Origin of the sequence: Pseudomonas xantholysinigenes, assembly GCF_014268885.2 — a bacterium.
Classification (GTDB): Bacteria; Pseudomonadota; Gammaproteobacteria; order Pseudomonadales; family Pseudomonadaceae; genus Aquipseudomonas; species Aquipseudomonas xantholysinigenes.
On sequence record NZ_CP077095.1, the window covers coordinates 627412 to 649255 of the forward strand.

Sequence of the window (21844 nt, forward strand, 5' to 3'; positions counted from 1 at the left end):
AAATATTCGGGGCTTGAGCACTGGGCGATCAAGGTGGCGCTCAATATCATCGTGGCTGAGATGCCTGGATGAACACCGGCTGCCGCGCTGCCAGCCCCGCGCCAATAAAAAACCCCGCCGAAGCGGGGTTTTCCAGTGCCTGGTCTCAGCCCTTGTAGGCGGCGACCGACTTGGTGATCGCGGCGCGGGCGGCGTCGGCGCCTTCCCAGCCTTCGATCTTGACCCACTTGCCCTTCTCGAGATCCTTGTAGTTCGCGAAGAAGTGCTCGATCTGCTGGATCAGCAGGGCCGGCAGGTCGGTGTATTCCTTCACATCGACGTACAGCTGCGACAGCTTGTCGTGCGGCACGGCGATGACCTTGGCGTCGCCGCCGCCGTCGTCGGTCATGTTCAGCACGCCGACCGGACGGGCGCGGATCACCGAACCAGGGGCGACCGGGTACGGGGTCACGACCAGCACGTCCAGCGGATCACCGTCGTCGGCCAGGGTGTTGGGGATGAAGCCGTAGTTGGCCGGGTAGAACATCGGGGTGGCCATGAAGCGGTCGACGAACAGGGTGTCGCTGTCCTTGTCGATCTCGTACTTGATTGGCGCGTGGTTGGCCGGGATCTCGATAGCGACGTAGATGTCGTTCGGCAGGTCTTTGCCAGCCGGAATCTTGCTGTAGCTCATTGGGCAATGCCCCCGTGTTTGATCAAAAAAGTGGCGGCGATTATAGGCACATTCCCACCGCGCATGCCACGCCCGGCCTGATGTGCGGGCGCTTCAGGCGTGGCTTTCGCGGTAATCCGGATGCTCGGCCTGCAGGCGGCTCAGGCGGGCCAGCGGGTCCTGGCGGTAGAACAATGCCAGCTGCCGGTACACCTCGGGGTAGGCCTGGTGCAGCAGGTCGGGGCCGCTGAAGAAGTACTCGCTGGTGACGGCGAAGAACTCCGCCGGGTTTTCCGCGGCGTAGGGGTCGATGGCCGTTTCGGCGTCCGGGTCGGCATCGAGCTGGTGATTCAGGTCGTCGTAGGCCTGCTGCATGGCAGCGGCCCAGTCCTCGACGCGCATGTCGCCGTGCAACGGTGGCAGGCCGTTGGCGTCGCCGTTGAGCATGTCGAGCTTGTGCGCCAGTTCGTGGATAACCAGGTTGTAGGCCTCCCAGCCACCGCTGGCCAGCACGCCGGGCCAGGCCAGGATCACCGGGCCCTGCTGCCAGGCCTCGCCGCTGTGCTCGGCGTCCCACACGTGCTCCACGCCACTGGCGTCGCGGTGGCGCTGGGGGCTGACGAAATCGTCGGGGTAGAGGATCAGTTCGTGAAAGCCCTGGTACCAGTTGAGCGCGCCCAGGTGCAGCAGCGGCAACTGGGCCTGGACGGCGAGGAACAGGCGCTGCTCGTCGTCCAGCTCGACCCCGGGCAGGGTGGTCAGGTGCTTGTCGTGCAGGAACAGCACGCTGGCTTCACGCAGCCAGCGGTCTTCCTCGGCGCTGATGCCGTCGAGCAGGGGCAGGCGATCGCGGATCACCTGCCACAGGGCCGCGTCAACCGGGTAGCGGGCCAGGGTGCGCCGGCGGCGCCAGGCGCTGAACGACCACATGGCGCGATCAGTGGGCCTTGGCCGCGCGACCGAAACGGCCGCGCAGCAGGCCGAGGATCATCGGCACCAGCGACAGCAGGATGATGCCCACCACCATCAGCGACAGGTGCTGCTTGATGAACGGCACGTTGCCGAAGAAGTAGCCCAGGGTGACCAGGCCGCCCACCCACAACAAGGTGCCGGCCACGCTGAAGGCCAGGAAGCGCGGGTAGTGCATGTGGGCGATGCCAGCGACGAACGGTGCGAAGGTGCGCAGGATCGGCAGGAAGCGCGCCATGGTGACGGTCTTGCCGCCGTGGCGTTCGTAGAACTCGTGGGTGCGCTGCAGGTAGTCCTGGCGGAAGATCTTCGAGTTGGGGTTGCGGAACAGCCGTTCGCCGGCGGTGCGTCCGATCACGTAGTTGGTGCTGTCGCCGAGAATGGCCGCGAGCATCAACAGGCCGGCGAGCAGCACCGGGTCCATGCCGCCCCCGGCGGCCACGGCACCGGCGATGAACAACAGCGAATCGCCCGGCAGGAAGGGCATGACCACCAGGCCGGTTTCGCAGAAGATCACGGCGAAGAGGATGGCGTAGATCCACGGACCGTAGTTGTTGACCAGCAGGTCGAGGTAGGCATCGAGATGCAGGATGAGGTCCAGCGGGTTGAAATCCATGTACAGCACCTGTGTTCTTGACCCGCTTCTACGGGCGCGCGATAACGGACAGCGCCATGGGCATAGGAAGAGTCACCGCTGAGGGGGTAACTATTCGCACATGACAGGAGCGGGGATTATACGGCGAAGTGGCGAAGATGCCCGGAGAGTTTGTAGCGGAGCGTTACGACAGGGTAATGGGGCTTTCAGAGGGAGTGTCTGTGTGTGGGAGCAACTGTCTTGCTTAACTGCTAAAGCTAGCGCGGTCGCTGTGGGAGCGGCTTCAGCCGCGAACACCGGCACAGCCGGTGCCTGGCACCGCGTCGCCTTCTTCGCGGCGGTGCGGCGGTCCGACAAGCCCGCTCCCACAGGTATGGTGCATGCCCTGAGGTCGGCGCGGTCGCTTGCTTCGCGGGTAAACCCGCTCCTACAGAGAGCTGCCAGGCATCACTCCTGGCTGATCGGCAGGATGTAGTTCTCGAACTCGGTATCCTTGCGAAAGCCCATGGATTCGTAGGTCTTGCGCGCCACTTCGTTGTCGCTGCTGGTGGATACGCGCATGCGCACGGCATTGGACTCCCTGGCCATCTTCTTGGCTTCGCGCATCAGGTGGTCGGCCACCAGCATGCGTCGGGAATCTTCGGCGACGTAGATATCGTTGAGGATCCACACGCGCTTGAGCGATAGCGACGAGAAGCTTGGATACAGCTGGCAGAAACCCAGCAGGCGGTCGTCGCCGTCATCCGGCAGGGCCAGGTAGATGATCGACTCGCCACGCTTGAGGCGCTTTTCCAGAAAGCTGCGCGAACTGTCGGGATAAGGCAGCTGGCCGTAGAACTCGCGGTACTTCACGAACAACGGGGTCAGCAGGTCGAGGTGTTCCAGGGTTGCCTTGATGATGCGCATGGGCGGGCCTCTGAGTCCATTGGGGAGACGGCGGATTGCCAGCAGCGTCCTCTGGCATGCTGCCTAAAGCAGGCTAGAAGCGCAATCCGCCTTCTGTGACATGTTTTTTACCCGTCACCGAGCAGGAAGTTCCCGGTTTTGCCCGTGGAGCCTTCACTGTCGATGCTATGGACCTCGGCTTCGTCCTTCAAATTCACCCCTGACAGCTGGCGCCGGCAGGCTTCGCGCATCAGGTACAGCAGGCGATGGGCGGCCATGCCGTAGCTCAGGCCCTCCAGGCGCACGTTGGAGATGCAGTTGCGGTAGGCGTCGGTCAGGCCGACTTTGGGCGCATAGGTGAAATACAGCCCCAGGCTGTCCGGCGAGCTCAGGCCCGGACGTTCGCCGATCAGCATCACCGTCATGCGCGCACCAAGCAGTTCGCCCACCTCGTCGGCCACCGCCACCCGGCCTTGCTCGACCAGCAGCACCGGGGCGCTGGTCCAGCCGTCGGCGGCGGCCTGTTCTTCGAAACGGCTGAGGAAGGGCAGGGTATGGCGGTGTACCGCCAGCGCCGAAAGACCATCGGCGACGACGATGGCCAGGTCGACCCCGCCGGGGTTGGCCTGGGCGTGCTCGCGCAGTGCCTGCACCGAGTCCTGGTGCAGGCGCCGGCCCAGGTCGGGGCGTTGCAGGTACTGGTGACGATCGCTGGCAGCGCTGTGCAGCAGCAGGCTGTCGCGGCCCCGGTCACGCAGTTGCTGGCGCAGGCCGGCATGATCGAATGGCAGGTGCACGGCATCGCGGGCCTGGGCGTGGGCGTACTGGAAGTCCAGCTGCGCGCCGGTCGGCAGGCTGATCCCGGTGCGGCCCAGGGCAATGCGCGCCGGCGTGAGGTTGCGCAGGGCCAGCCAGGGATTGTCCGGGGTGGGGGTGTGTCGTTCCATGGTCACCTCTAGGCCAGATGCCGCAAGGCCTGGCGGAAAGCCGGCGGCAGGTTGTCGCCGAAGCGGATGCGGCCGTCGGCCTGGGTGAAGATGCCGGTGCGCGCCAGCCACGCTTCGAATTCCGGCCCGGGCTTCAGGCCCAGGGTCTGGCGGGCATAAAGCGCGTCGTGGAACGAGGTGGTCTGGTAGTTGAGCATGATGTCGTCGGAGCCAGGGATGCCCATGATGAAGTTGATTCCGGCCACGCCCAGCAGGGTCAGCAGGGTGTCCATGTCGTCCTGGTCGGCTTCGGCGTGGTTGGTGTAGCAGATGTCGCAGCCCATCGGCACGCCCAGCAGCTTGCCGCAGAAGTGGTCCTCGAGGCCGGCGCGGATGATCTGCTTGCCGTTGTACAGGTATTCCGGGCCGATGAAGCCAACCACGGTGTTGACCAGGAACGGCTTGAAGTGCCGGGCCACGGCGTAGGCGCGGGTTTCGCAGGTCTGCTGGTCGACGCCATGGTGGGCGTTGGCCGACAGCGCGCTGCCCTGGCCGGTCTCGAAGTACATCAGGTTCTGCCCGACCGTGCCGCGCTTGAGCGACAGGCCGGCCTCGTAGCCTTCCTGCAACACATTGAGGTTGATGCCGAAGCCGGCGTTGGCCGCCTCGGTGCCGGCGATGGACTGGAACACCAGGTCCAGCGGCACGCCGCGGTTGATCGCCTCGATCGAGGTGGTGACGTGGGTCAGTACACAGGACTGGGTGGGGATGTCGTAGCGCTGGATGATCGCGTCGAGCATTTCCAGCAGTGCGCAGATCGAGGCGATGCTGTCGGTGGCCGGGTTGATGCCGATCATGGCGTCGCCATTGCCGTAGAGCAGGCCGTCGAGAATGCTGGCGGCGATGCCGGCCGGCTCGTCGGTGGGGTGGTTGGGCTGCAGCCGGGTCGACAGCCGCCCGCGCAGGCCCATGGTGCCGCGGAACTGGGTGACCACGCGGATTTTCTGCGCCACCAGCACCAGGTCCTGGACGCGCATGATCTTCGACACCGCCGCGGCCATTTCCGGGGTCAGGCCCGGGGCCAGGGCGCGCAGGCTGTGCTCGTCGGCGTGCTCGCCCAGCAGCCAGTCGCGCAGGCCGCCGACGGTCAGGTGGCTGACCGGGGCGAAGGCCTGCTTGTCGTGGCTGTCGATGATCAGCCGGGTGACTTCGTCGCTTTCATAGGGGATCAGCGCCTCGTCCAGGAAGTGCTTGAGCGGGATGTTGGCCAGGGCCATCTGCGCGGCGACCCGCTCGCCGTCGTTGCTGGCGGCGACGCCAGCCAGGTAGTCGCCGGAGCGTGCCGGACTGGCCTTGGCCATCACGTCCTTGAGGCTGTCGAAGCGGTAGACCTGGTGGCCTACGGTGTGGGTGAAACTTGCCATACAGAATCTCCAGAGCGCCGCAGGCCTGGCCTGCGGCGTAAGTCGGCGATCAGTGCAGGGCCTCTTCGGCCTTCTGGATCGCGGCGAATTCTTCTTCCGGGGTACCGGCCACCAGGTGGTGACGGCTGTAGAAAGCAAAGTAGGCAATCAATACTGCATAGATCACCGCAGCGCCAATCACCACCCGTGGGTCGACCAGGAACCCGGCGACCACGGCGACGCAGGCCAGCACCAGGGCCAGGCCCGAGGTGAAGATGCCGCCAGGGGTGCGGTATGGACGCTCCATTTTCGGCCGACGAATGCGCAGGGTAATGTGCGCGGCCATCATCAGCACATAGGACAGCGTGGCGCCGAACACCGCCACCAGGATCAGCAGGTCGCCCTGGCCGGTCAGTGACAGGGCGAAGCCAATGATCCCGGGGATCACCAGGGCCAGCACCGGCGCCTTGCTCTTGTTGGTTTCCGACAGTTTGCGTGGCAGGTAGCCGGCACGGGACAGCGCAAAGATCTGCCGCGAATAGGCGTAGATGATCGAGAAGAAGCTGGCGATCAGGCCGGCCAGGCCGACCAGGTTGACGAAACCGCCCATCCAGGTGGAACCACCGTAGGCCTTGGCCAGCGCCTCGACCAATGGGTTGCCCGAGGCCTTGAGGGCTTCGGAGCCGGCGCCGCCGGGGCCGACCACCAGGATCAGCAGGGCGAAGGCCAGCAGCACCAGCATTGCGCCGATCAGGCCGCGAGGCAGGTCGCGCTTAGGATTCTTGGTTTCCTCGGCGGCCAGTGGCACACCCTCGACGGCGAGGAAGAACCAGATCGCGTAGGGGATTGCCGCCCACACGCCGACATAGCCGAACGGCAGGAAGCTGCTGGCACCGGCGGCGTTGGTCTGGGCGATGTCGAACAGGTTGGCGGCATCGAAATGGGGCACCATGCCGATCAGGAACACCGCCAGGGCGATGGCGGCGACCGCGGTGATGATGAACATCAGCTTGAGCGCCTCGCCCACGCCGAGGATGTGGATGCCGATGAACACCACGTAGAACGCCAGGTAGATCATCCAGCCGCCGATGCCGAACAGCGATTGGCAATAGGCGCCGATGAAGGTGGCGATGGCCGCCGGAGCGATGGCGTATTCGATGAGGATCGCGGTGCCGGTGAGAAAGCCGCCCCAGGGGCCGAAGGCGCTGCGGGCGAAGCCGTAGCCGCCACCGGCGGTGGGGATCATCGACGACAGCTCGGCCAGGGAGAAGCACATGCACAGGTACATGGTGGCCATCAGCAGGGTGGCGAGGAACATGCCGCCCCAGCCGCCCTGGGCCAGGCCGAAGTTCCAGCCGGCATAGTCGCCGGAAATCACGTAGGCCACGCCCAGGCCCACCAGCAGGACCCAGCCGGCGGCGCCTTTTTTCAGTTCACGTTGCTGGAAATACTCGGAATTGACCTTTTCGAAGTCGACGGAGGAGCTCGCCGGCGCGCCGGCGGAGTGATCGCTTGGCATGGTGTTCACCTGTTGTTTTTCTTAGGTTGCCGGAGGGACTGCCGGCCACTGGTGATTCGTTTGCAGGAAGCGGGCCAGGGGGCAGCTGCAAGCTCCAAGCCGCAAGCTTCAAGGAAAGCAGCCTTTCTCAGGCCTGCTTTTTCTTGTCGCTTGAAGCTTGAAGCTTGAAGCTGCAGTCGTTAGAAGAAGCCCAGCGGGTTGATGTCGTAGCTCACCAGAAGGTTCTTGGTCTGCTGGTAGTGGTCGAGCATCATCTTGTGGGTCTCACGACCAACGCCGGACTTCTTGTAGCCACCGAACGCGGCATGCGCCGGGTACAGGTGGTAGCAGTTGGTCCACACGCGACCGGCCTTGATGCCACGGCCCATGCGGTAGGCGCGGTTGATGTCGCGGGTCCAGACGCCGGCGCCGAGGCCGAACTCGGTGTCGTTGGCGATGGCCAGGGCCTCGGCTTCGTCCTTGAAGGTGGTGACGCTGACCACCGGGCCGAAGATCTCTTCCTGGAACACGCGCATCTTGTTGTTGCCCTTGAGCAGGGTTGGCTGGATGTAATAACCGGTAGCCAGCGCGCCTTCCAGTTGCTCCACCTTGCCGCCGGTCAGCAGCTCGGCGCCCTCTTCCTGGGCAATCTTGAGGTAGGACTGGATCTTCTCGAACTGCTGCTGCGAGGCCTGGGCGCCGACCATGGTCTCGGTGTCCAGCGGGTCGCCGCGCTTGATCTGCAGCACCTTCTTCATCACCACTTCCATGAACTGCGGGTAGATCGATTCCTGCACCAGAGCGCGGGAAGGGCAGGTGCACACTTCGCCTTGGTTGAAGAAGGCCAGGACCATGCCCTCGGCGGCCTTGTCGATGAACGCAGGCTCGGCCTGCATGATGTCCTCGAAGTACACGTTGGGCGACTTGCCACCCAGTTCCACGGTGGACGGGATGATGTTCTCGGCGGCGCATTTCATGATGTGCGAGCCCACCGGGGTGGAGCCGGTGAAGGCAATCTTGGCGATGCGCTTGCTGGTGGCCAGGGCTTCACCGGCCTCGCGGCCGAAGCCTTGGACCACATTGAGCACGCCCTTGGGCAGCAGGTCGCCGATCAGCTCCAGCAGCACGGTGATGCCCAGCGGGGTCTGCTCGGCGGGCTTGAGCACCACGCAGTTGCCCGCGGCCAGGGCCGGGGCGAGCTTCCAGGCGGCCATCAGCAACGGGAAGTTCCACGGGATGATCTGCCCGACCACGCCCAGCGGTTCGTGCAGGTGGTAGGCCACGGTGGTTTCGTTGATCTCGGCGGCGCCGCCTTCCTGGGCGCGGATGCAACCGGCGAAGTAGCGGAAGTGGTCGACCGCCAGCGGGATGTCGGCGTTGAGGGTTTCGCGGATCGGCTTGCCGTTGTCCCAGGTTTCGGTGATGGCCAGCAGTTCGAGGTTCTGCTCGATGCGATCGGCGATGCGCAGCAGCACGTTGGAGCGGTCCTGCACCGAAGTGCGGCCCCAGGCGTCGGCGGCGGCGTGGGCGGCGTCGAGGGCCTTGTCGATGTCTTCGGCGGTGGAACGAGGGAATTCGGCAATCAGCTTGCCGTTAACCGGAGAGGTGTTTTCGAAATATTGCCCTTTCACCGGAGCTACAAACTCACCACCGATGTAGTTGCCGTAGCGGCTCTTGAAGGAAACCTTCGCGCCGTCGGTGCCGGGATGTGCGTAACGCATGGGGTATCTCCTGGTCGTTGTGATTGTTGCGGAGTTTCAAAGCGTAGAGCAAAGGTCGGGCCAGTGCCGGTAGGCCCTTGTGAATCAATGACTTGAGTCAAGCCAGAAAGACTTCATGGAGTGCCTTGTACCGTGGCTGGCACGGCGTGAGTGACACTTTGTGCCGTTCTTGGCACGGTCATGACTCGATGGTCAGCCCGCCATTGCAAAGCCTGCGCCGCTGGAGGATGCTGGCGGGACGCTCGATCTGCGGAGAACAACAACATATGCAGAGCAACCCGTTCAGCCGCCATGCCCAGCAAGTGCTCACGGTCGCCCATGGGCAGACCAGCGGGCCGGGCAGCGACCCGTCCATCGCCCGCTCCTGGCTGCGCTGCCTGGAGGACTACCACCTCGACCCAGCCCGGGCCCAGGCTCCGGTAGTGCTCGAGCACGGCCGCCTGCTGGAGAGCCGCGAGCGCCTGCAGCAGGTGCTGCAGATCGCCGACACCGAGATGAACAGCCTGCACCAGCAGCTGTCTGGCGCCGGCCATGCGGTACTGCTGACCGACGCGCGCGGGGTGATCCTCAACTGCGTCACCGCGCCCAGCGAGCGGCGCATCTTCGAACGCGCCGGGCTATGGCTCGGCGCCGACTGGAGCGAAGCCCGCGAGGGCACCAATGGCATCGGCACCTGCCTGATCGAACGCCAGGCCCTGACCATTCATCAGGATGAACACTTTCGCGGTCGGCACACCGGGCTGACCTGCTCGGCCAGCCCGGTGTTCGACCCGCATGGCGAACTGCTCGCGGTGCTCGACGTGTCGTCGGCGCGGCCCGATATGTCGCGCCAGAGCCAGTTCCACACCATGGCCATGGTCAACCTCTCGGCGAAGATGATCGAGAGCTGCTATTTCCTGCGGCATTTCGAGCAGCAATGGCTATTGCGGTTTCACCTGCAGGCCGAGTCGGTCGGCTTGTTCAGCGAAGGCCTGCTGGCCTTCGATGGCGACGGGCGGATTTGCGCGGCCAACCAGAGCGCGTTGAACCTGCTGGGCAGCATCCGTGGCGGTGTACTGGGCAAATCGGTGGAAAGCTTCTTCGCCTGTGGCCATGACGAGCTGTTCAGCCGCGCAACACCGCAAGGCAGTACCGCTTGGCCATTGCATACCCGCGATGGCCGGCAGGTGTTCGCCAGCCTGCGGGGCCAGGCGCGTGCGCCGGTCTGGTCGGTGCCGGTGGCATTGCCCCAGGCCAGCGACCCCGGCATCTGTCTGCTCGACCCGGCGCTGCAGCATGATTTTCGCCGTGCCGTGCGCGTCTTCGAACGTGACGTGCCGTTGTTGCTGCGCGGCGAGACCGGCTGCGGCAAGGAGGCTTTCGCCCAGGCCGTGCACCAGGCCAGTGCCCGTCGGCACAAGCCGTTCGTGGCGATCAACTGCGCATCGATCCCCGAGAGCCTGATCGAGAGCGAGCTGTTCGGCTACCGCGGTGGCAGTTTCACCGGGGCGCGCAAGGAAGGCATGCGCGGCAAGTTGTTGCAGGCCGATGGCGGCACCTTGTTGCTGGACGAAATCGGCGACATGCCATTGGCGCTGCAGACCCGTCTGCTGCGGGTGCTTGAGGAGCGCCAGGTGGTGCCTATCGGCGGCGAGCCGCAGGCGGTGGATGTGCGGATCGTCAGCGCCACCCACCGCGACCTGCTGGAGCGGGTGGCGCAAGGCACGTTCCGTGAAGACCTCTATTACCGGCTCAATGGCCTTGAAGTGGCGCTGCCGGCGCTGCGCGAGCGCAGTGACAAGGGGCAGTTGCTGGATTTCTTGCTGGCGCAGGAGGCCGAGGGCCAGGTCATTGGTCTTGAGCCCGGCGCTCGCCAGGCGCTGCTGGATTTCAACTGGCCAGGCAACGTGCGGCAGTTGAGGAATGTGCTGCGTACCTTGGTGGCGTTGTGTGACGGTGCGAATATCGAGTTTTCCGATCTGCCTACCGTTGTCCGCCAAGGCGCGTCCTCCGTAGGAGCGGCCTTGTGCCGCGAAAGGGCCGCAGAGCGGCCCCAGGATCCTGAAGTCGCCGGGGCTGCCGCGCAACCCTTTCGTGGCATAAGGCCGCTCCTGCACGCCGAACGCGATGCGCTGCTCGCCGTACTGGAGGCAAACCGCTGGCACCTGACCCGCGTCGCCGAGCACCTGGGCATCAGCCGCAACACGCTCTATCGAAAACTGCGCAAACACGGCATCAACCGAGGCGCCTGAGCAAAACACCGGGTGCGATTTCCCGCGCCCTGGGCTACCCTGCCTCGACGTTTTGCGAGGTCGATCATGCACATTCATATTCTCGGTATTTGCGGCACTTTCATGGGTTCGCTGGCCGTGCTGGCCAAGGAACTTGGCCACCGCGTCACCGGCTCCGACGCCAATGTCTACCCACCGATGAGCACCCAGCTCGAAGCCCAGGGCATCGAACTGACCCAGGGTTATGACCCGGCCCAGCTGGAGCCGGCACCGGACCTGGTGGTGATCGGCAACGCCATGTCGCGGGGCAACCCGGCGGTGGAGTACGTGCTGAACAAGGGCCTGCCCTATGTGTCCGGGCCGCAGTGGCTGGCCGACCATGTGCTGCAGGGGCGTTGGGTCTTGGCGGTAGCGGGTACCCACGGCAAGACCACCACCAGCAGCATGCTGGCCTGGGTGCTGGAGCACGCCGGCATGAGCCCGGGCTTCCTGATCGGCGGCGTGCCGCAGAACTTCTCGGTGTCGGCGCGCCTGGGCGGCACGCCGTTCTTCGTGGTCGAGGCCGACGAATACGACAGCGCCTTCTTCGACAAACGTTCCAAGTTCGTCCACTACCACCCGCGCACCGCGATCCTCAACAACCTCGAGTTCGATCACGCGGACATCTTCCCCGACCTGGCATCCATCGAGCGGCAGTTCCACCATCTGGTGCGCACCATCCCCAGCGAGGGCCTGGTGATCCACCCGACCACCGAGCAGGCCTTGGAGCGGGTGATCGGCATGGGCTGCTGGACCCCGGTACAGACCACCGGCGAGGGTGGCCAGTGGCAGGCGCGCCTGCTCAGCGCGGATGGCTCGCGCTTCGAAGTGCTGTTCGAGGGCCAGGCCCAGGGCGTGGTGGACTGGGCCCTGACCGGCCAGCACAACGTCGCCAACGCCCTGGCGACCCTGGCGGCTGCGCGCCATGTCGGCGTGGCACCGGCCATGGGCATCGAGGGCCTGAGTGAGTTCAAGAGCGTCAAGCGGCGGATGGAGAAGGTCGCTGAAGTCCAGGGCGTGACCATCTACGATGATTTCGCCCACCACCCGACCGCCATCGCCACCACCCTCGACGGCTTGCGCAAGCGGGTTGGCGAGGCGCCGGTGATCGCGGTGATCGAGCCGCGCTCCAACTCGATGAAGCTTGGTGCGCACCGTGACGGCCTGCCGGAAAGCGTCAACGACGCCGACCAGGTGATCTGGTACGCGCCACCCAACCTCGGCTGGGACCTGGCGGGCACCGCCGCGCAGTGCAAGGTGCCGAGCATGGTCGCCGACAGCCTCGAAGCCATCATCGAGCGTATCAAGGGGCAGGCCCGTCCCGGTACCCATGTGGTGATCATGAGCAACGGCGGCTTCGGCGGCCTGCACGGCAAGCTGGCCGAGGCCCTGAAGTGAGCGGTCCCGAGCGCATCACCCTGGCCATGACCGGCGCCTCTGGGGCGCAGTACGGCTTGCGCCTGCTCGATTGCCTGGTGCGCGAGGACCGCGAGGTGCACTTTCTGATCTCCAAGGCCGCGCAACTGGTGATGGCCACCGAGACCGACGTGACACTGCCAGCCAAGCCCCAGGCGATGCAGGCATTCCTCACCGAGTACACCGGCGCCGCCGACGGGCAGATCCGCGTGTATGGCAAGGAAGACTGGATGTCGCCGGTGGCCTCGGGCTCCGGCGCGCCGGCGGCGATGGTGGTGGTGCCCTGTTCCACCGGCACCCTGTCGGCGATCGCCACCGGTGCCTGCAACAACCTGATCGAGCGCGCCGCCGATGTGACCCTCAAGGAGCGTCGGCAACTGATCCTGGTGCCGCGCGAGGCGCCGTTCTCGACGATTCACCTGGAGAACATGCTCAAGCTGTCGCAGATGGGCGCGGTGATCTTGCCGGCGGCGCCGGGGTTCTACCATCAGCCGCAGAGCATCGACGACCTGGTCGATTTCGTCGTGGCGCGGATTCTCAACCTGTTGAATATCCCGCAGGACATGCTGCCGCGCTGGGGTGAGCATCACTATGGGGTCGATGATTGAAGCGCACCCTGACAGGGCTGTTGGTGTTGGCCCTGCTCGGCGGCTGCGCCACGGTGCGCACGCTGGATGCCAACAAGCCGGGGGCGCCGGTGGTGTACGCCGGGACCCGGCTTGACCTGTATGTGATGAACGGCGGGTGCTGCCCGGAGGATCGCTTCGGCGCCACTGCGCCGGCTTACCCAGGGCTGGACCTGCCAGGCAGCGCGTTGCTCGACACCTTGCTGCTGCCGTTGTCGTTACTGACGGCGGCGGGGGTGGGCTTTAACGCCACGGGCGGTTTGTAGCAGCCCTTTCGCGGGTAAACCCGCTCCCACAGGTTATGCGCGGAGCCTGTGGGAGCAACTGTCTTGCTCAACTGCTAAAGCTAGCGGGGTCGCTGTGGGAGCGGGTTTACCCGCGAAAGGGCCATAACAGGCCAACGCTATTTCTTGCCGAGTTTTCGCAACTCGTCCGATTCGACCACCCGAATCCCGTCCTCTTCTTCCAACGCCAGGCGCCACAGCGCCCGGGCCAGGGTGCAGGCCTCGATGCCCCGGTACTTGCCCGGTATCAGGCGGGCGAAGGGCGCCGCCATGCGTTCACCCAGGCGTGGCTCGATCCGCTCGCCCAGCAACAACGAAGGCCGCACGATGGTCAACTGTGGCCAGTCCTGCTGCTTGAGCGCTTCTTCCATTTCGCCCTTGACCCGGTTGTAGAAGATCGACGACTTCGCATCGGCGCCCAGCGCGCTGATCACCAGCAGGTGACGGGCGCCCATCTCCCGGGCGCGCTTGCTGAAGGCCACGACCATGTCCAGGTCGACGGCGCGGAAGGCATTTTCCGAGCCGGCCTGCTTGAGCGTGGTGCCCAGGCAGCAAAAAGCGATATCGACGCGACCGGCCAGTTGCGGGAGAAACACCGCCGGGTCGCCCACCGGGTTTTCCAGGTGCGGGTGTTCGGCGAGGGGGCGGCGGGTCGGGGCCAGCACGCGGCTGATGGTGGGCTCGTTGAGCAGGCGGTCGAGCAGGTGTTCACCCGTCAGACCCGTGGCACCGGCAAGCAGGACATGTTGAGGCGTCAGGTACATGATGTCTCTCCCTCGTTACTACTCAGCTTAGTGGGCGCCAGGTGTTTTCGCCTGTTCCCCCGAAGCTGGCTGGGCTTCATTGCGCAAGGCTTGCTCGGCCTGTTGCCGGCGCAGGCGCTGCCAGTGGTTGACCACCGCTGGCGGCGCCCAGAGCTGCGGCTCAGAGGCTTCGAAGCCTTCCCTTCGTTCTCTTTCGGCAACGCTTTGGCGCGCCAGTTCAAACGCTTGTTTCAAATCGTCGGTCTGGTTCAGCGCCTGGGCGAACAGGGCATCGCCGAAATAGGTGAAGTCGGCTTCCTCCGAGCAACCGAACGATACCCGGTCGGGGCGCGCGGCCGTCATGATCAGGGTGCGATCGTTCTTGAGCGGGGCGATATAGCCCCCGGAATAGCAGGCGGAGATGACGATCACCTTGTCGCGGTCCTTCAGCGGCGCCAAGGCGCTGGCCAGTTCGTCGGCGGACAGGTCGGCCAGTTGCAGGCGTGGCTGGTCGAGCACCAGCTGGTGATCGTGGCTGCCATGGCTGGTCAGGTAGATGAACACCAGGTCTTCCGGGCCGCTGCGCTCGGCCAGGGTGTGCGCGGCGCGGGTGATATTCTCGCGCGTGGCCATGGGGCGGTCGGCCAGGTGGTCGCGGTGGTTGACCAGGGTGATCTGGCCATGGGCGCCGAAGCGTATCCTGAGCATGTTGCTGACGTAGTCGGCCTCGCGCAGGAATACGCTCTGCTGGCCGTCGCCGGCCACCACCAGGCTGTACAGCTGCACCGGCGGGCGCGTGGCGGGTACCTTGGCCAGGGCCTCGTCGAGCAGCTTGCCTTGATTGAGCAGGGCCAGGTCCAGCGGGTCGGGCAGCAACCTGCCTTTTTCGTCGCGAACCCGTACGCCGTTGACCCAGGTACCGCCCTCGACACGCCCATCCGGATGGGTCAGGCGGCCATCGCCGTGGTAGGCATCATCGGCAAACCCACCTACGTACTGGCCGCCATCGGCCAGTTGCAAAGTCCCGAGACCGTTGAAGCGCCAATCGCGGAAGCCGCCTTTGTAGCGGCTGCCGTCGCTGCCCAGCAGCTCGCCTTCGCCAACCAGCGAGCCGTCCTTGAAGTCACCGATCCAGACGTCGCCGTCGTTGTTCTCGTAGCGACCGCGGCCTTCGAGGCGGTTGTCCTTGAATTCGCCGATGTACTGCTCGCCGTCGGCACTGTCGTAGGTGCCGGCCCCCTGCAACTGGCCATCGATGAAGTGGCCGCTGAACTGATTGCCGCTGGCGTCGCTGCGCACCCCCGCGCCATTGGGCTTGCCCCGGGCGAACAGCCCCTGGTAGCGGCTGCCGTCGGCCAGTTCCAGCTGGCCGGCGCCGTCGTACTGGTCGTCCTTGAACTGGCCACGGTACGTCTGGTCGTGCTGCTTGAGCGTGCCTTCGCCGTCGCGCCGGCCATGTCTGAATGTGCCGGCGTAGTGGCTGCCGGGGGTGGTCAGGTCGCCCAGGCCCTGGAACAGGCCTTCGCTGAACTGGCCACGGTAGACCTCGCCGTTGCTGCCGTGCCATTCCCCTTGGCCGTGCCACTGGCCGTCCTTGAAAGTGCCGGCGTACCAGCTGCCATTGGGGTAGTCGATGCGCCCCTCGCCCTGCAACAGGCCGTCGACCACCTGGCCCCGGTAACGGCCGCCGTCGGGCAGGCGCGCGTCGGGTGGCGACAGGGGTTCACCTTCGCCACAGGCGGCGAGCAGCAGGATCAGGGTCAGGGGCAGCAGTGGGCGCATGGCGGAGTCCGGACGAAGGATGCGCCGAGTATGCCGCAGAATGCCGAGGGGCGTGAATGAGGGGCACCCTTGGGAGCGGGTTTGCCCGCGAATCGAGCGAGTCGCATTCGCGGGTAGACCCGCTCCCACAGGATTCGAGCCGCTGTGGGTCAGCTCAGACGAAGCAGAGGGAGAGGGGTTCGGCAATGTAGGCGGGCTTCTCTTCGCCTTCGATCTCGAGGGTGACGGTGGCCTTGAGCAGCCATTGCCCCGGTTTCTTCTCGGTGGCGTCGGTCAGGTCCACCTTCAGCCGCACCTGGCTGTCGACTTTCACCGGCTGGATGAAACGCACGCTGTCCAGGCCATAGTTGACCACCATCTTCAACCCTTCGGGCAGCACCAGGATGTCTTCCATCAGCTTGGGGATCAGCGAGAGGGTGAGAAAACCATGGGCGATGGTGGTGCCAAACGGGGTCTTGGCCGCCTTCACCGGGTCGACATGGATGAACTGGAAATCGCCGGTGGCCTCGGCGAACAGGTTGATGCGTTGCTGGTCGATCTTCAGCCATTCGGAACGTCCCAGTTCCTTTCCAACGTACTGCGAAAGCTCTGCAACAGGTACATAGGGCATCGCGACTCTCCAGGTTGTCATTTGGTACGAAAGTGCAAGATCAGCACGGCCAGTGGTATCAGTCAAGTTGCCAGCATTTCGCCGAATATCGCCTTATAGACAGTTGCTTAGCGTGCTTATAATGGCCGCCATGCTCTGAGGGAGGTCTTTATGCTGCTGCGTGGTTTGACCTGGCTGGTGCTGTTCCAGTTGCTGGGGACGGCGATCAATCACCTGTTCCTGCACATCCTGCCCGGGCCGATCATCGGCCTGTTGCTGCTGCTGGCCTTCCTGATGATCCGTGGCGAGGTTGGGCAGCCGCTCAACGAGGCGGCCAGCAGCCTGCTGCGCTACCTGCCGTTGCTGCTGGTGCCGCCGGCGGTGGGGGTAATGGTCTATGCCAAGGACATTGCCGCCGACTTCTGGGCCATCGTCGGTGCGCTGTTGATTTCCTGTCTGCTGACCCTGGTGTTCGTCGGTGTGCTGATGCAAAAACTCATGCACCGCCAGGGCAAGCGCGAGGAGCAGCCATGACCCTCGACTGGCAAGGCGCGCTCGACGCGGTCATCCACCATCCCTTGTTCGGTATAGGCATCACCCTGGCGGCCTACCAGTTGGTGCTGGCCGCGTTCGAGAAGACCCGCTGGATTTTCCTGCAGCCGGTGCTGGTGTCGATGCTGGTGGTGATCGGCATCCTGCTGGTCTGCGGCATCGACTATGCCGAGTACCGCAAGAGCACCGAGATCATGAACATTCTCCTGGGGCCGGCCACCGTGGCCCTGGCGGTGCCGCTGTATCTCAACCTGCGGCGCATTCGCCAGCTGTTCTGGCCGACATTTACTACGCTGGTAGTCGGAGGCCTGTTCGCGACCGTGGCTTGCCTGGCGCTGGGCAAGTGGTTCGGCGCCGAGCACATGATCCTGATGACCATGGCGCCGAAGTCGGTGACGTCGCCGATAGCCATGCTGGTGGCCGAGCAGATCGGCGGGGTGGCGGCCCTGGCGGCGGTGTTCGTGTTGATCACCGGGGTGATCGGGGCGATCTTCGGCCCTGCGCTGCTCAGCCGCTGTGGCGTGCTCAGCCCCGAGGCCCGGGGCATGGCCCTAGGTGTGACCGCCCATGCGGTGGGCACCTCGGTGGCCTTGCAGGAAAGTGACGAGTGCGGCGCCTTCGCCGCGCTGGCGATGAGCCTGATGGGGGTGGCCACGGCGGTGTTCCTGCCGCTGGCGGTCAGCCTGGTGGCCTGAGGAGCAAAGATGACGCTACCGCTGTTTCCCCTCAATACCGTGTTGTTTCCCGGTTGCCTGCTCGACCTGCAGATCTTCGAGGCACGCTACCTGGACATGATCGGCCGCTGCATGAAACAGGGCGAAGGCTTTGGCGTGGTGTGCATCCTTGAAGGCGAGCAGGTGGGCAAGGCGCCGCCGCTGGTGGCGTCGGTCGGCTGCGAGGCGCTGATCCGCGACTTCGTGCAGCAGGACAACGGCCTGCTGGGCATTCGGGTCGAGGGCGTGCGGCGTTTTCGCGTCGAGCAGACGGACGTGCGCAAGGACCAGTTGCTGGTCGGCCAGGTGCAGTGGTTGCAGGAGCTGGCGGACAGCCCGTTGGTGGAGCAGGACGATGACCTGCTGGCGCTGTTGCTGGCCTTGGGCGAGCACCCGATGGTCGAGGCGCTGGACATGCCCCGGGATGTCGACGGGCGTCAGGCACTGGCCAACCAGCTGGCGTACCTGTTGCCGTTCATGGAGGAAGACAAGCTCGACCTGTTGGCGATCGATTCGCCGCAACTCAGGTTGGAGGCCATCCAGACGTTGCTCGAGCGGATCCAGGGCGAGTTGTTCGCCTGAAAGGCTTCGCGGGCAAGCCCGCTCCCACAGATTTTGCACAGGCCCTGTGGGAGCGGGCTTCAACCTCAATATTGGTAGCGCAGCAGCGCCTTGGGCAGCGCATGCAGGGCGAAGAACGCCAGCAGCGCGAAGCACGCCGGCAGCACCAGCCACCACACCCGTTGCGACAGCGCCGTGAGCGGCTGGCGATACTGCACCAGGGTCAGGCTCAACGCGCACACACAGCAGGCCAGCAGCGCGCCGGCGAGGATATCGGTCGGCCAGTGCGCGCCCAGGTACACCCGTGACAGGGCGATGGCCAGGGCCGGAATGCATCCCAGCAGCACCCAGGTCAGGCGCATGCGCGGCGGTTGACCGCGTCCGGCCAGCAGCGCCAGGACCAGGAAGAACGCAAACGACGCCGAACTGTGCCCGCTGGGCATGCTGTAGCTGGTCAGTGGATCGGCCAGGACCTCGGGCCGGGCGCGGGCGAACAGCCACTTGAGCGAGCCATTGGCCAGTGCCGTGCCGATCAGCGCGGCACCGGCGAACAGCGCGTGGCGCCACTGGCGGGCCAGCAACAGCAGGCCGGTCAGCAGGCCGCCGAGGAAAAACTGGGTACGGAAGTCGCCCAGCCGGGTCACGATCACCACCGCGCCGTCGATGGCCTGGCTGCGGTGCTCCTGGACCAGGGTCATCACGCCCTGGTCGAACGCGCTCAGATAGGGCCAGCCGATGAACAGCGCCGCCACTGCCACGCCGCTCAGCGCGGCGATCAGGCGTGTGGCATGGCGCTGGTCGCGGATGCTGCTGGTCAGGCTCAAGCCGACCAGTACGGCCAGCGAGCCGGCGACGATCCCGGCATCCAGCCAGAAGCCCTCCGGCAGCGGCAGGCGCATGGCCGCGCCCGTGGCCCAGCCTGGCAGCAGGTAGGCCACCGACCAGCCGGCGCCGGCCACCAGGCTGACGGCGATGAAGCGCGGCAAGGGCATGTCGAACATGCCGGCGACCATCGGCAACATCGGCCGCAACGGGCCGATGAAACGCCCGACCAGCAGGCTGGCGATACCGTAGCGCTGGAAGTAGGCCTCGGCACTGCCGATCCATTCCGGGTGGCTGCGCAGCAACGGCAGGCGACGGATGTTCTGGTGGAAGTACTTGCCGACGCCGTAGGAGATCGCGTCGCCGAGCAGGCCGCCGAGGAACCCCAGCAGCAGCGTTTCGCCCAGGCTGAAGGCGCCGCTGCCGGCCAGCACGGCGACGGCGAACAGCAGCACGGTGCCGGGGACGATGATGCCGGCGATCGCCAGGCATTCGACGCAGGCCACGATGAAGATGGCCAGGCCCAGCCACTGCGGGTTGGCGCCAAGCCAGGCGGTCAGGCTGTCCAGCCATTGGCCCATGGTTCAGTTTCCTTGTTCGAGCATGAAGAAGTCTTTGCCTTCGACCTGGCCACGGCGCAGCGGGTTGCGGGTGCAGAAGCGCGCGTAGTCGGCATCGACGAAGCGGTAGGGCAGGTGTTCGTCGCGGCCATGGGGGATGCCCAGGCGGGTAGTCTGGACCACCCGCGGCACGTGGATGGCGCAATCCTCGACGTACAGGCGCGCGGGGTCGAAGCGTTGGGCATCCCATTGCGGCACCTTCAGGCCCAGGGCGCGGCACAGCAGGGTCTGGCCGTTGCACAGGCGCTCGGGCGGACGCAGGTTGCCGCTGGCGTCGGGGTTGTTCAGCTGCATCCGCGCCAGGCTGTTGTCGCCCGAGAGGGCGTCGGTCCAAGGGTAGGCGGACTTGATCAGTACCGCGTTGCCCGGGCCGTGGGCGCTGAAATTGAGCGAATCACCGCCGCGGGCGTAGTACATGTAGATGTGTCCGCCATCGAGGAACAGTGCCTTGCGCTTCTCGGTGAAGCCGAGGGAGGCGTGGCTGCCCTTGTCGGTGAGGTAGTAGGCCTCGGTCTCGATGATCCGCGCCGCCAGCCACAGGTCGCCATGGCGATGGCGGATGACCTTGCCCAGCAAATCGCGGGCGAGGGTCTGGGCGTCGCGGTCGAAGAAGCTGTCGGGCAGGGCGCGGGCCGGGCAGGGGGCTTGGGCGTCGGGCATGCGGGCGGTTCGTGAGGGTAGAGGCGGGGATGATAGCAATGAATGGCTTAATCGAGGCTGAATCACCAGATCAGTGATTGGTCCTTTCGCGAGTAAACCCGCTCCCACAGATTATGTGTGGAGCCTGTGGGAGCGGGCTTGCCCGCGAAAAAACTGAATTAGGCGCAGGAATTGTCGATACGGGTGGTTACATCTTTCTTGCACATTCCCGCCAGCCATTTTCTACCATCCGCCACCCGCCGCTGGGCGTACCCGAGCGCTCCAGTTATAATCAGCCGATTTCCCCTTTGCCAAGACACCGAGCCCATGACCGAGTCCGTTCTTGACTACATGACCCGCCTGGGTCGCGCCGCCCGTGAGGCCTCGCGGGTGATCGGCCGTGCCAGCACCGCGCAGAAGAACCGCGCCCTGCAGGCCGCCGCCGATGCCCTCGACGCAGCCCGCGACGCGCTCACCGCAGCCAATGAACAGGACTTGGCCAATGGCCGCAAGAACGGCCTCGAACCCGCACTGCTCGAGCGCCTGGCGCTTACCCCGGCGCGTATCGACGGCATGATCACCGGCCTGCGCCAGGTCGCCAGCCTGCCGGACCCGGTCGGGGCCATCCGCGACATGAGCTACCGTCCGTCGGGCATCCAGGTCGGCAAGATGCGCGTGCCACTGGGGGTGATAGGTATCATCTACGAGTCGCGCCCCAACGTGACCATCGACGCCGCCAGCCTGTGCCTGAAGTCGGGCAACGCCACCATCCTGCGTGGCGGCTCCGAAGCCATCCACTCCAACCGCGCCATCGCCACCTGCATCCAGCGTGGCCTGGCCGAGGCCGGCCTGCCGCCAGCGGTGGTGCAGGTGGTCGAGACCACTGACCGTGAGGCGGTCGGCGCACTGATCAGCATGCCGGAGTACGTCGACGTGATCGTCCCGCGCGGCGGGCGTGGCCTGATCGAGCGCATCAGCCGCGACGCCCGGGTGCCGGTGATCAAGCACCTGGATGGCATCTGCCATGTCTTCGTCGATGCCCATGCCGACCTGGACAAGGCCTGGCGCGTGGCCTTCAACGCCAAGACCTACCGTTATGGCATCTGCGGCGCCATGGAAACCCTGTTGGTGGACCAGGCGGTGGCCGAGCGCTTCCTGCCGGAAATGGCCCGTCGCTTCCAGGAAAAGGGCGTCGAGCTACGTGGTTGCGAGCGTACCCAGGCGATCATCGATGCCAAGCCGGCCCGCGAGGAAGACTGGCACACCGAATACCTCGACGCGATCCTGTCGATCCGCGTCGTCGATGGCCTGGAACAGGCCATCGAGCATATCAACCACTATGGTTCGCACCACACCGATTCGATCATCACCGAGCACCAGGGCCAGGCCCGGCGTTTCATGGCCGAGGTCGACTCGGCATCGGTCATGCTCAACACCCCGACCTGCTTCGCCGATGGCTTCGAATATGGCCTGGGGGCGGAGATCGGCATCTCCACCGACAAGCTGCACGCACGCGGCCCGGTCGGCCTGGAAGGCTTGACCTGCGAGAAGTACGTGGTGATCGGCGACGGCCAGCTGCGCGGCCAGGAGTCCTGCTGA

21 protein-coding genes are annotated in these 21844 nt (G+C 65.4%); 8 read left to right on the plus strand and 13 right to left on the minus strand.

Features of this window, described 5'->3' with window-relative positions; translation table 11 throughout:
* Positions 1-145: 145 nt before the first annotated feature.
* The 8 genes from ppa to exaC form a co-directional block, all read right to left on the minus strand.
* Positions 146-673: an inorganic diphosphatase gene (gene ppa / locus HU772_RS02900; RefSeq protein WP_003255365.1), complete on the minus strand. Its 528-nt coding sequence runs from the start codon at positions 671-673 to the stop codon at positions 146-148.
* Between the two features lie 93 nt (positions 674-766).
* The gene (locus tag HU772_RS02905) at positions 767-1582 is read right to left on the minus strand and encodes a M90 family metallopeptidase (RefSeq protein ID WP_186657302.1); all 816 of its coding nucleotides are present in this window, start codon (positions 1580-1582) and stop codon (positions 767-769) included.
* 7 nt (positions 1583-1589) lie between these two features.
* Entirely contained in the window at positions 1590-2237 is a 648-nt protein-coding gene (locus HU772_RS02910; RefSeq protein ID WP_186657299.1) for a DedA family protein, read from the minus strand.
* A gap of 426 nt (positions 2238-2663) precedes the next feature.
* Entirely contained in the window at positions 2664-3122 is a 459-nt protein-coding gene (locus HU772_RS02915) for a GNAT family N-acetyltransferase (RefSeq protein WP_186657297.1), read from the minus strand.
* Positions 3123-3229: 107 nt separating this feature from the next.
* On the minus strand, positions 3230-4048 hold the full coding sequence (gene eutC / locus HU772_RS02920) for an ethanolamine ammonia-lyase subunit EutC (protein ID WP_186657295.1): 819 nt from the start codon (positions 4046-4048) through the stop codon (positions 3230-3232).
* An 8-nt stretch (positions 4049-4056) separates the two neighbouring features.
* Positions 4057-5451: an ethanolamine ammonia-lyase subunit EutB gene (locus HU772_RS02925; RefSeq protein ID WP_186657293.1), complete on the minus strand. Its 1395-nt coding sequence runs from the start codon at positions 5449-5451 to the stop codon at positions 4057-4059.
* Between the two features lie 49 nt (positions 5452-5500).
* Positions 5501-6949, minus strand: a complete 1449-nt coding sequence (eat, locus tag HU772_RS02930) for an ethanolamine permease (RefSeq protein WP_186657291.1) — start codon at positions 6947-6949, stop codon at positions 5501-5503.
* Between the two features lie 179 nt (positions 6950-7128).
* Entirely contained in the window at positions 7129-8649 is a 1521-nt protein-coding gene (exaC, locus tag HU772_RS02935) for an acetaldehyde dehydrogenase ExaC (RefSeq protein WP_186657289.1), read from the minus strand.
* A gap of 266 nt (positions 8650-8915) precedes the next feature.
* Between exaC and HU772_RS02940 the strand changes: the two genes are divergently transcribed.
* The 4 genes from HU772_RS02940 (at position 8916) to HU772_RS02955 (ending at position 13206) form a co-directional block, all read left to right on the plus strand.
* Complete coding sequence (locus tag HU772_RS02940) at positions 8916-10880, plus strand: sigma-54-dependent Fis family transcriptional regulator (protein WP_186657287.1); 1965 nt, start codon at positions 8916-8918, stop codon at positions 10878-10880.
* Positions 10881-10946: 66 nt separating this feature from the next.
* Positions 10947-12296: a UDP-N-acetylmuramate:L-alanyl-gamma-D-glutamyl-meso-diaminopimelate ligase gene (gene mpl, locus HU772_RS02945; RefSeq protein WP_186657285.1), complete on the plus strand. Its 1350-nt coding sequence runs from the start codon at positions 10947-10949 to the stop codon at positions 12294-12296.
* On the plus strand, positions 12293-12922 hold the full coding sequence (gene ubiX, locus HU772_RS02950) for a flavin prenyltransferase UbiX (RefSeq protein WP_186657283.1): 630 nt from the start codon (positions 12293-12295) through the stop codon (positions 12920-12922). The genes mpl and ubiX overlap by 4 nt, the downstream gene beginning before the upstream one ends.
* A complete protein-coding gene (locus HU772_RS02955; RefSeq protein WP_186657279.1) occupies positions 12919-13206 on the plus strand; it encodes a YceK/YidQ family lipoprotein in 288 nt (95 codons plus the stop codon). The genes ubiX and HU772_RS02955 overlap by 4 nt, the downstream gene beginning before the upstream one ends.
* 137 nt (positions 13207-13343) lie before the next feature.
* On the opposite strand, the gene HU772_RS02960 is transcribed toward HU772_RS02955, so the two are convergent.
* The 3 genes from HU772_RS02960 to HU772_RS02970 form a co-directional block, all read right to left on the minus strand.
* Positions 13344-13988, minus strand: a complete 645-nt coding sequence (locus HU772_RS02960; protein WP_186657276.1) for an oxidoreductase — start codon at positions 13986-13988, stop codon at positions 13344-13346.
* A gap of 27 nt (positions 13989-14015) precedes the next feature.
* The gene (locus tag HU772_RS02965; RefSeq protein WP_186657263.1) at positions 14016-15749 is read right to left on the minus strand and encodes a C13 family peptidase; all 1734 of its coding nucleotides are present in this window, start codon (positions 15747-15749) and stop codon (positions 14016-14018) included.
* Between the two features lie 154 nt (positions 15750-15903).
* The gene (locus tag HU772_RS02970) at positions 15904-16359 is read right to left on the minus strand and encodes a MaoC family dehydratase (protein ID WP_186657260.1); all 456 of its coding nucleotides are present in this window, start codon (positions 16357-16359) and stop codon (positions 15904-15906) included.
* Between the two features lie 150 nt (positions 16360-16509).
* On the opposite strand from HU772_RS02970, the gene HU772_RS02975 reads away from it, so the two are divergent.
* From HU772_RS02975 to HU772_RS02985, 3 genes are read left to right on the plus strand one after another with little or no spacing between them, the layout of a single operon-like run.
* Positions 16510-16872 (plus strand): CidA/LrgA family protein, encoded by a 363-nt coding sequence (locus tag HU772_RS02975; protein WP_186657245.1) that lies wholly within the window; start codon positions 16510-16512, stop codon positions 16870-16872.
* Positions 16869-17585 carry an LrgB family protein gene (locus HU772_RS02980; protein ID WP_186657243.1) on the plus strand — a complete coding sequence of 239 codons (717 nt, stop codon included), beginning with the start codon at positions 16869-16871 and terminating at the stop codon, positions 17583-17585. Before HU772_RS02975 ends, HU772_RS02980 begins: the two co-directional genes overlap by 4 nt.
* Positions 17586-17594: 9 nt before the next feature.
* Complete coding sequence (locus tag HU772_RS02985) at positions 17595-18185, plus strand: LON peptidase substrate-binding domain-containing protein (protein ID WP_186657241.1); 591 nt, start codon at positions 17595-17597, stop codon at positions 18183-18185.
* Between the two features lie 65 nt (positions 18186-18250).
* Here the strand turns inward: HU772_RS02985 and HU772_RS02990 are convergent, their stop codons facing one another.
* Together HU772_RS02990 and HU772_RS02995 are read right to left on the minus strand one after the other, a co-directional pair.
* A complete protein-coding gene (locus tag HU772_RS02990; protein WP_186657232.1) occupies positions 18251-19567 on the minus strand; it encodes a bifunctional DedA family/phosphatase PAP2 family protein in 1317 nt (438 codons plus the stop codon).
* 3 nt (positions 19568-19570) lie between these two features.
* Complete coding sequence (locus tag HU772_RS02995; RefSeq protein WP_186657230.1) at positions 19571-20266, minus strand: DNA-3-methyladenine glycosylase; 696 nt, start codon at positions 20264-20266, stop codon at positions 19571-19573.
* 306 nt (positions 20267-20572) lie between these two features.
* On the opposite strand from HU772_RS02995, the gene HU772_RS03000 reads away from it, so the two are divergent.
* Entirely contained in the window at positions 20573-21844 is a 1272-nt protein-coding gene (locus tag HU772_RS03000; RefSeq protein ID WP_186657228.1) for a glutamate-5-semialdehyde dehydrogenase, read from the plus strand.

Coding starts and splice junctions, on each gene's coding strand:
- HU772_RS02975 (WP_186657245.1), top strand. CDS start 16,510: ATGCTGCTGCGTGGTTTGACCTGGCTGGTGCTGTTCCAGTTGCTGGGG.
- HU772_RS02965 (WP_186657263.1), bottom strand. CDS start 15,749: ATGCGCCCACTGCTGCCCCTGACCCTGATCCTGCTGCTCGCCGCCTGT.
- mpl (WP_186657285.1), top strand. CDS start 10,947: ATGCACATTCATATTCTCGGTATTTGCGGCACTTTCATGGGTTCGCTG.
- HU772_RS02970 (WP_186657260.1), bottom strand. CDS start 16,359: ATGCCCTATGTACCTGTTGCAGAGCTTTCGCAGTACGTTGGAAAGGAA.
- HU772_RS02985 (WP_186657241.1), top strand. CDS start 17,595: ATGACGCTACCGCTGTTTCCCCTCAATACCGTGTTGTTTCCCGGTTGC.
- HU772_RS02980 (WP_186657243.1), top strand. CDS start 16,869: ATGACCCTCGACTGGCAAGGCGCGCTCGACGCGGTCATCCACCATCCC.
- HU772_RS02940 (WP_186657287.1), top strand. CDS start 8,916: ATGCAGAGCAACCCGTTCAGCCGCCATGCCCAGCAAGTGCTCACGGTC.
- HU772_RS02925 (WP_186657293.1), bottom strand. CDS start 5,451: ATGGCAAGTTTCACCCACACCGTAGGCCACCAGGTCTACCGCTTCGAC.
- HU772_RS02910 (WP_186657299.1), bottom strand. CDS start 2,237: ATGGATTTCAACCCGCTGGACCTCATCCTGCATCTCGATGCCTACCTC.
- eutC (WP_186657295.1), bottom strand. CDS start 4,048: ATGGAACGACACACCCCCACCCCGGACAATCCCTGGCTGGCCCTGCGC.
- HU772_RS02960 (WP_186657276.1), bottom strand. CDS start 13,988: ATGTACCTGACGCCTCAACATGTCCTGCTTGCCGGTGCCACGGGTCTG.
- HU772_RS02905 (WP_186657302.1), bottom strand. CDS start 1,582: ATGTGGTCGTTCAGCGCCTGGCGCCGCCGGCGCACCCTGGCCCGCTAC.
- HU772_RS03000 (WP_186657228.1), top strand. CDS start 20,573: ATGACCGAGTCCGTTCTTGACTACATGACCCGCCTGGGTCGCGCCGCC.
- HU772_RS02915 (WP_186657297.1), bottom strand. CDS start 3,122: ATGCGCATCATCAAGGCAACCCTGGAACACCTCGACCTGCTGACCCCG.
- HU772_RS02995 (WP_186657230.1), bottom strand. CDS start 20,266: ATGCCCGACGCCCAAGCCCCCTGCCCGGCCCGCGCCCTGCCCGACAGC.
- exaC (WP_186657289.1), bottom strand. CDS start 8,649: ATGCGTTACGCACATCCCGGCACCGACGGCGCGAAGGTTTCCTTCAAG.
- ppa (WP_003255365.1), bottom strand. CDS start 673: ATGAGCTACAGCAAGATTCCGGCTGGCAAAGACCTGCCGAACGACATC.
- eat (WP_186657291.1), bottom strand. CDS start 6,949: ATGCCAAGCGATCACTCCGCCGGCGCGCCGGCGAGCTCCTCCGTCGAC.
- HU772_RS02990 (WP_186657232.1), bottom strand. CDS start 19,567: ATGGGCCAATGGCTGGACAGCCTGACCGCCTGGCTTGGCGCCAACCCG.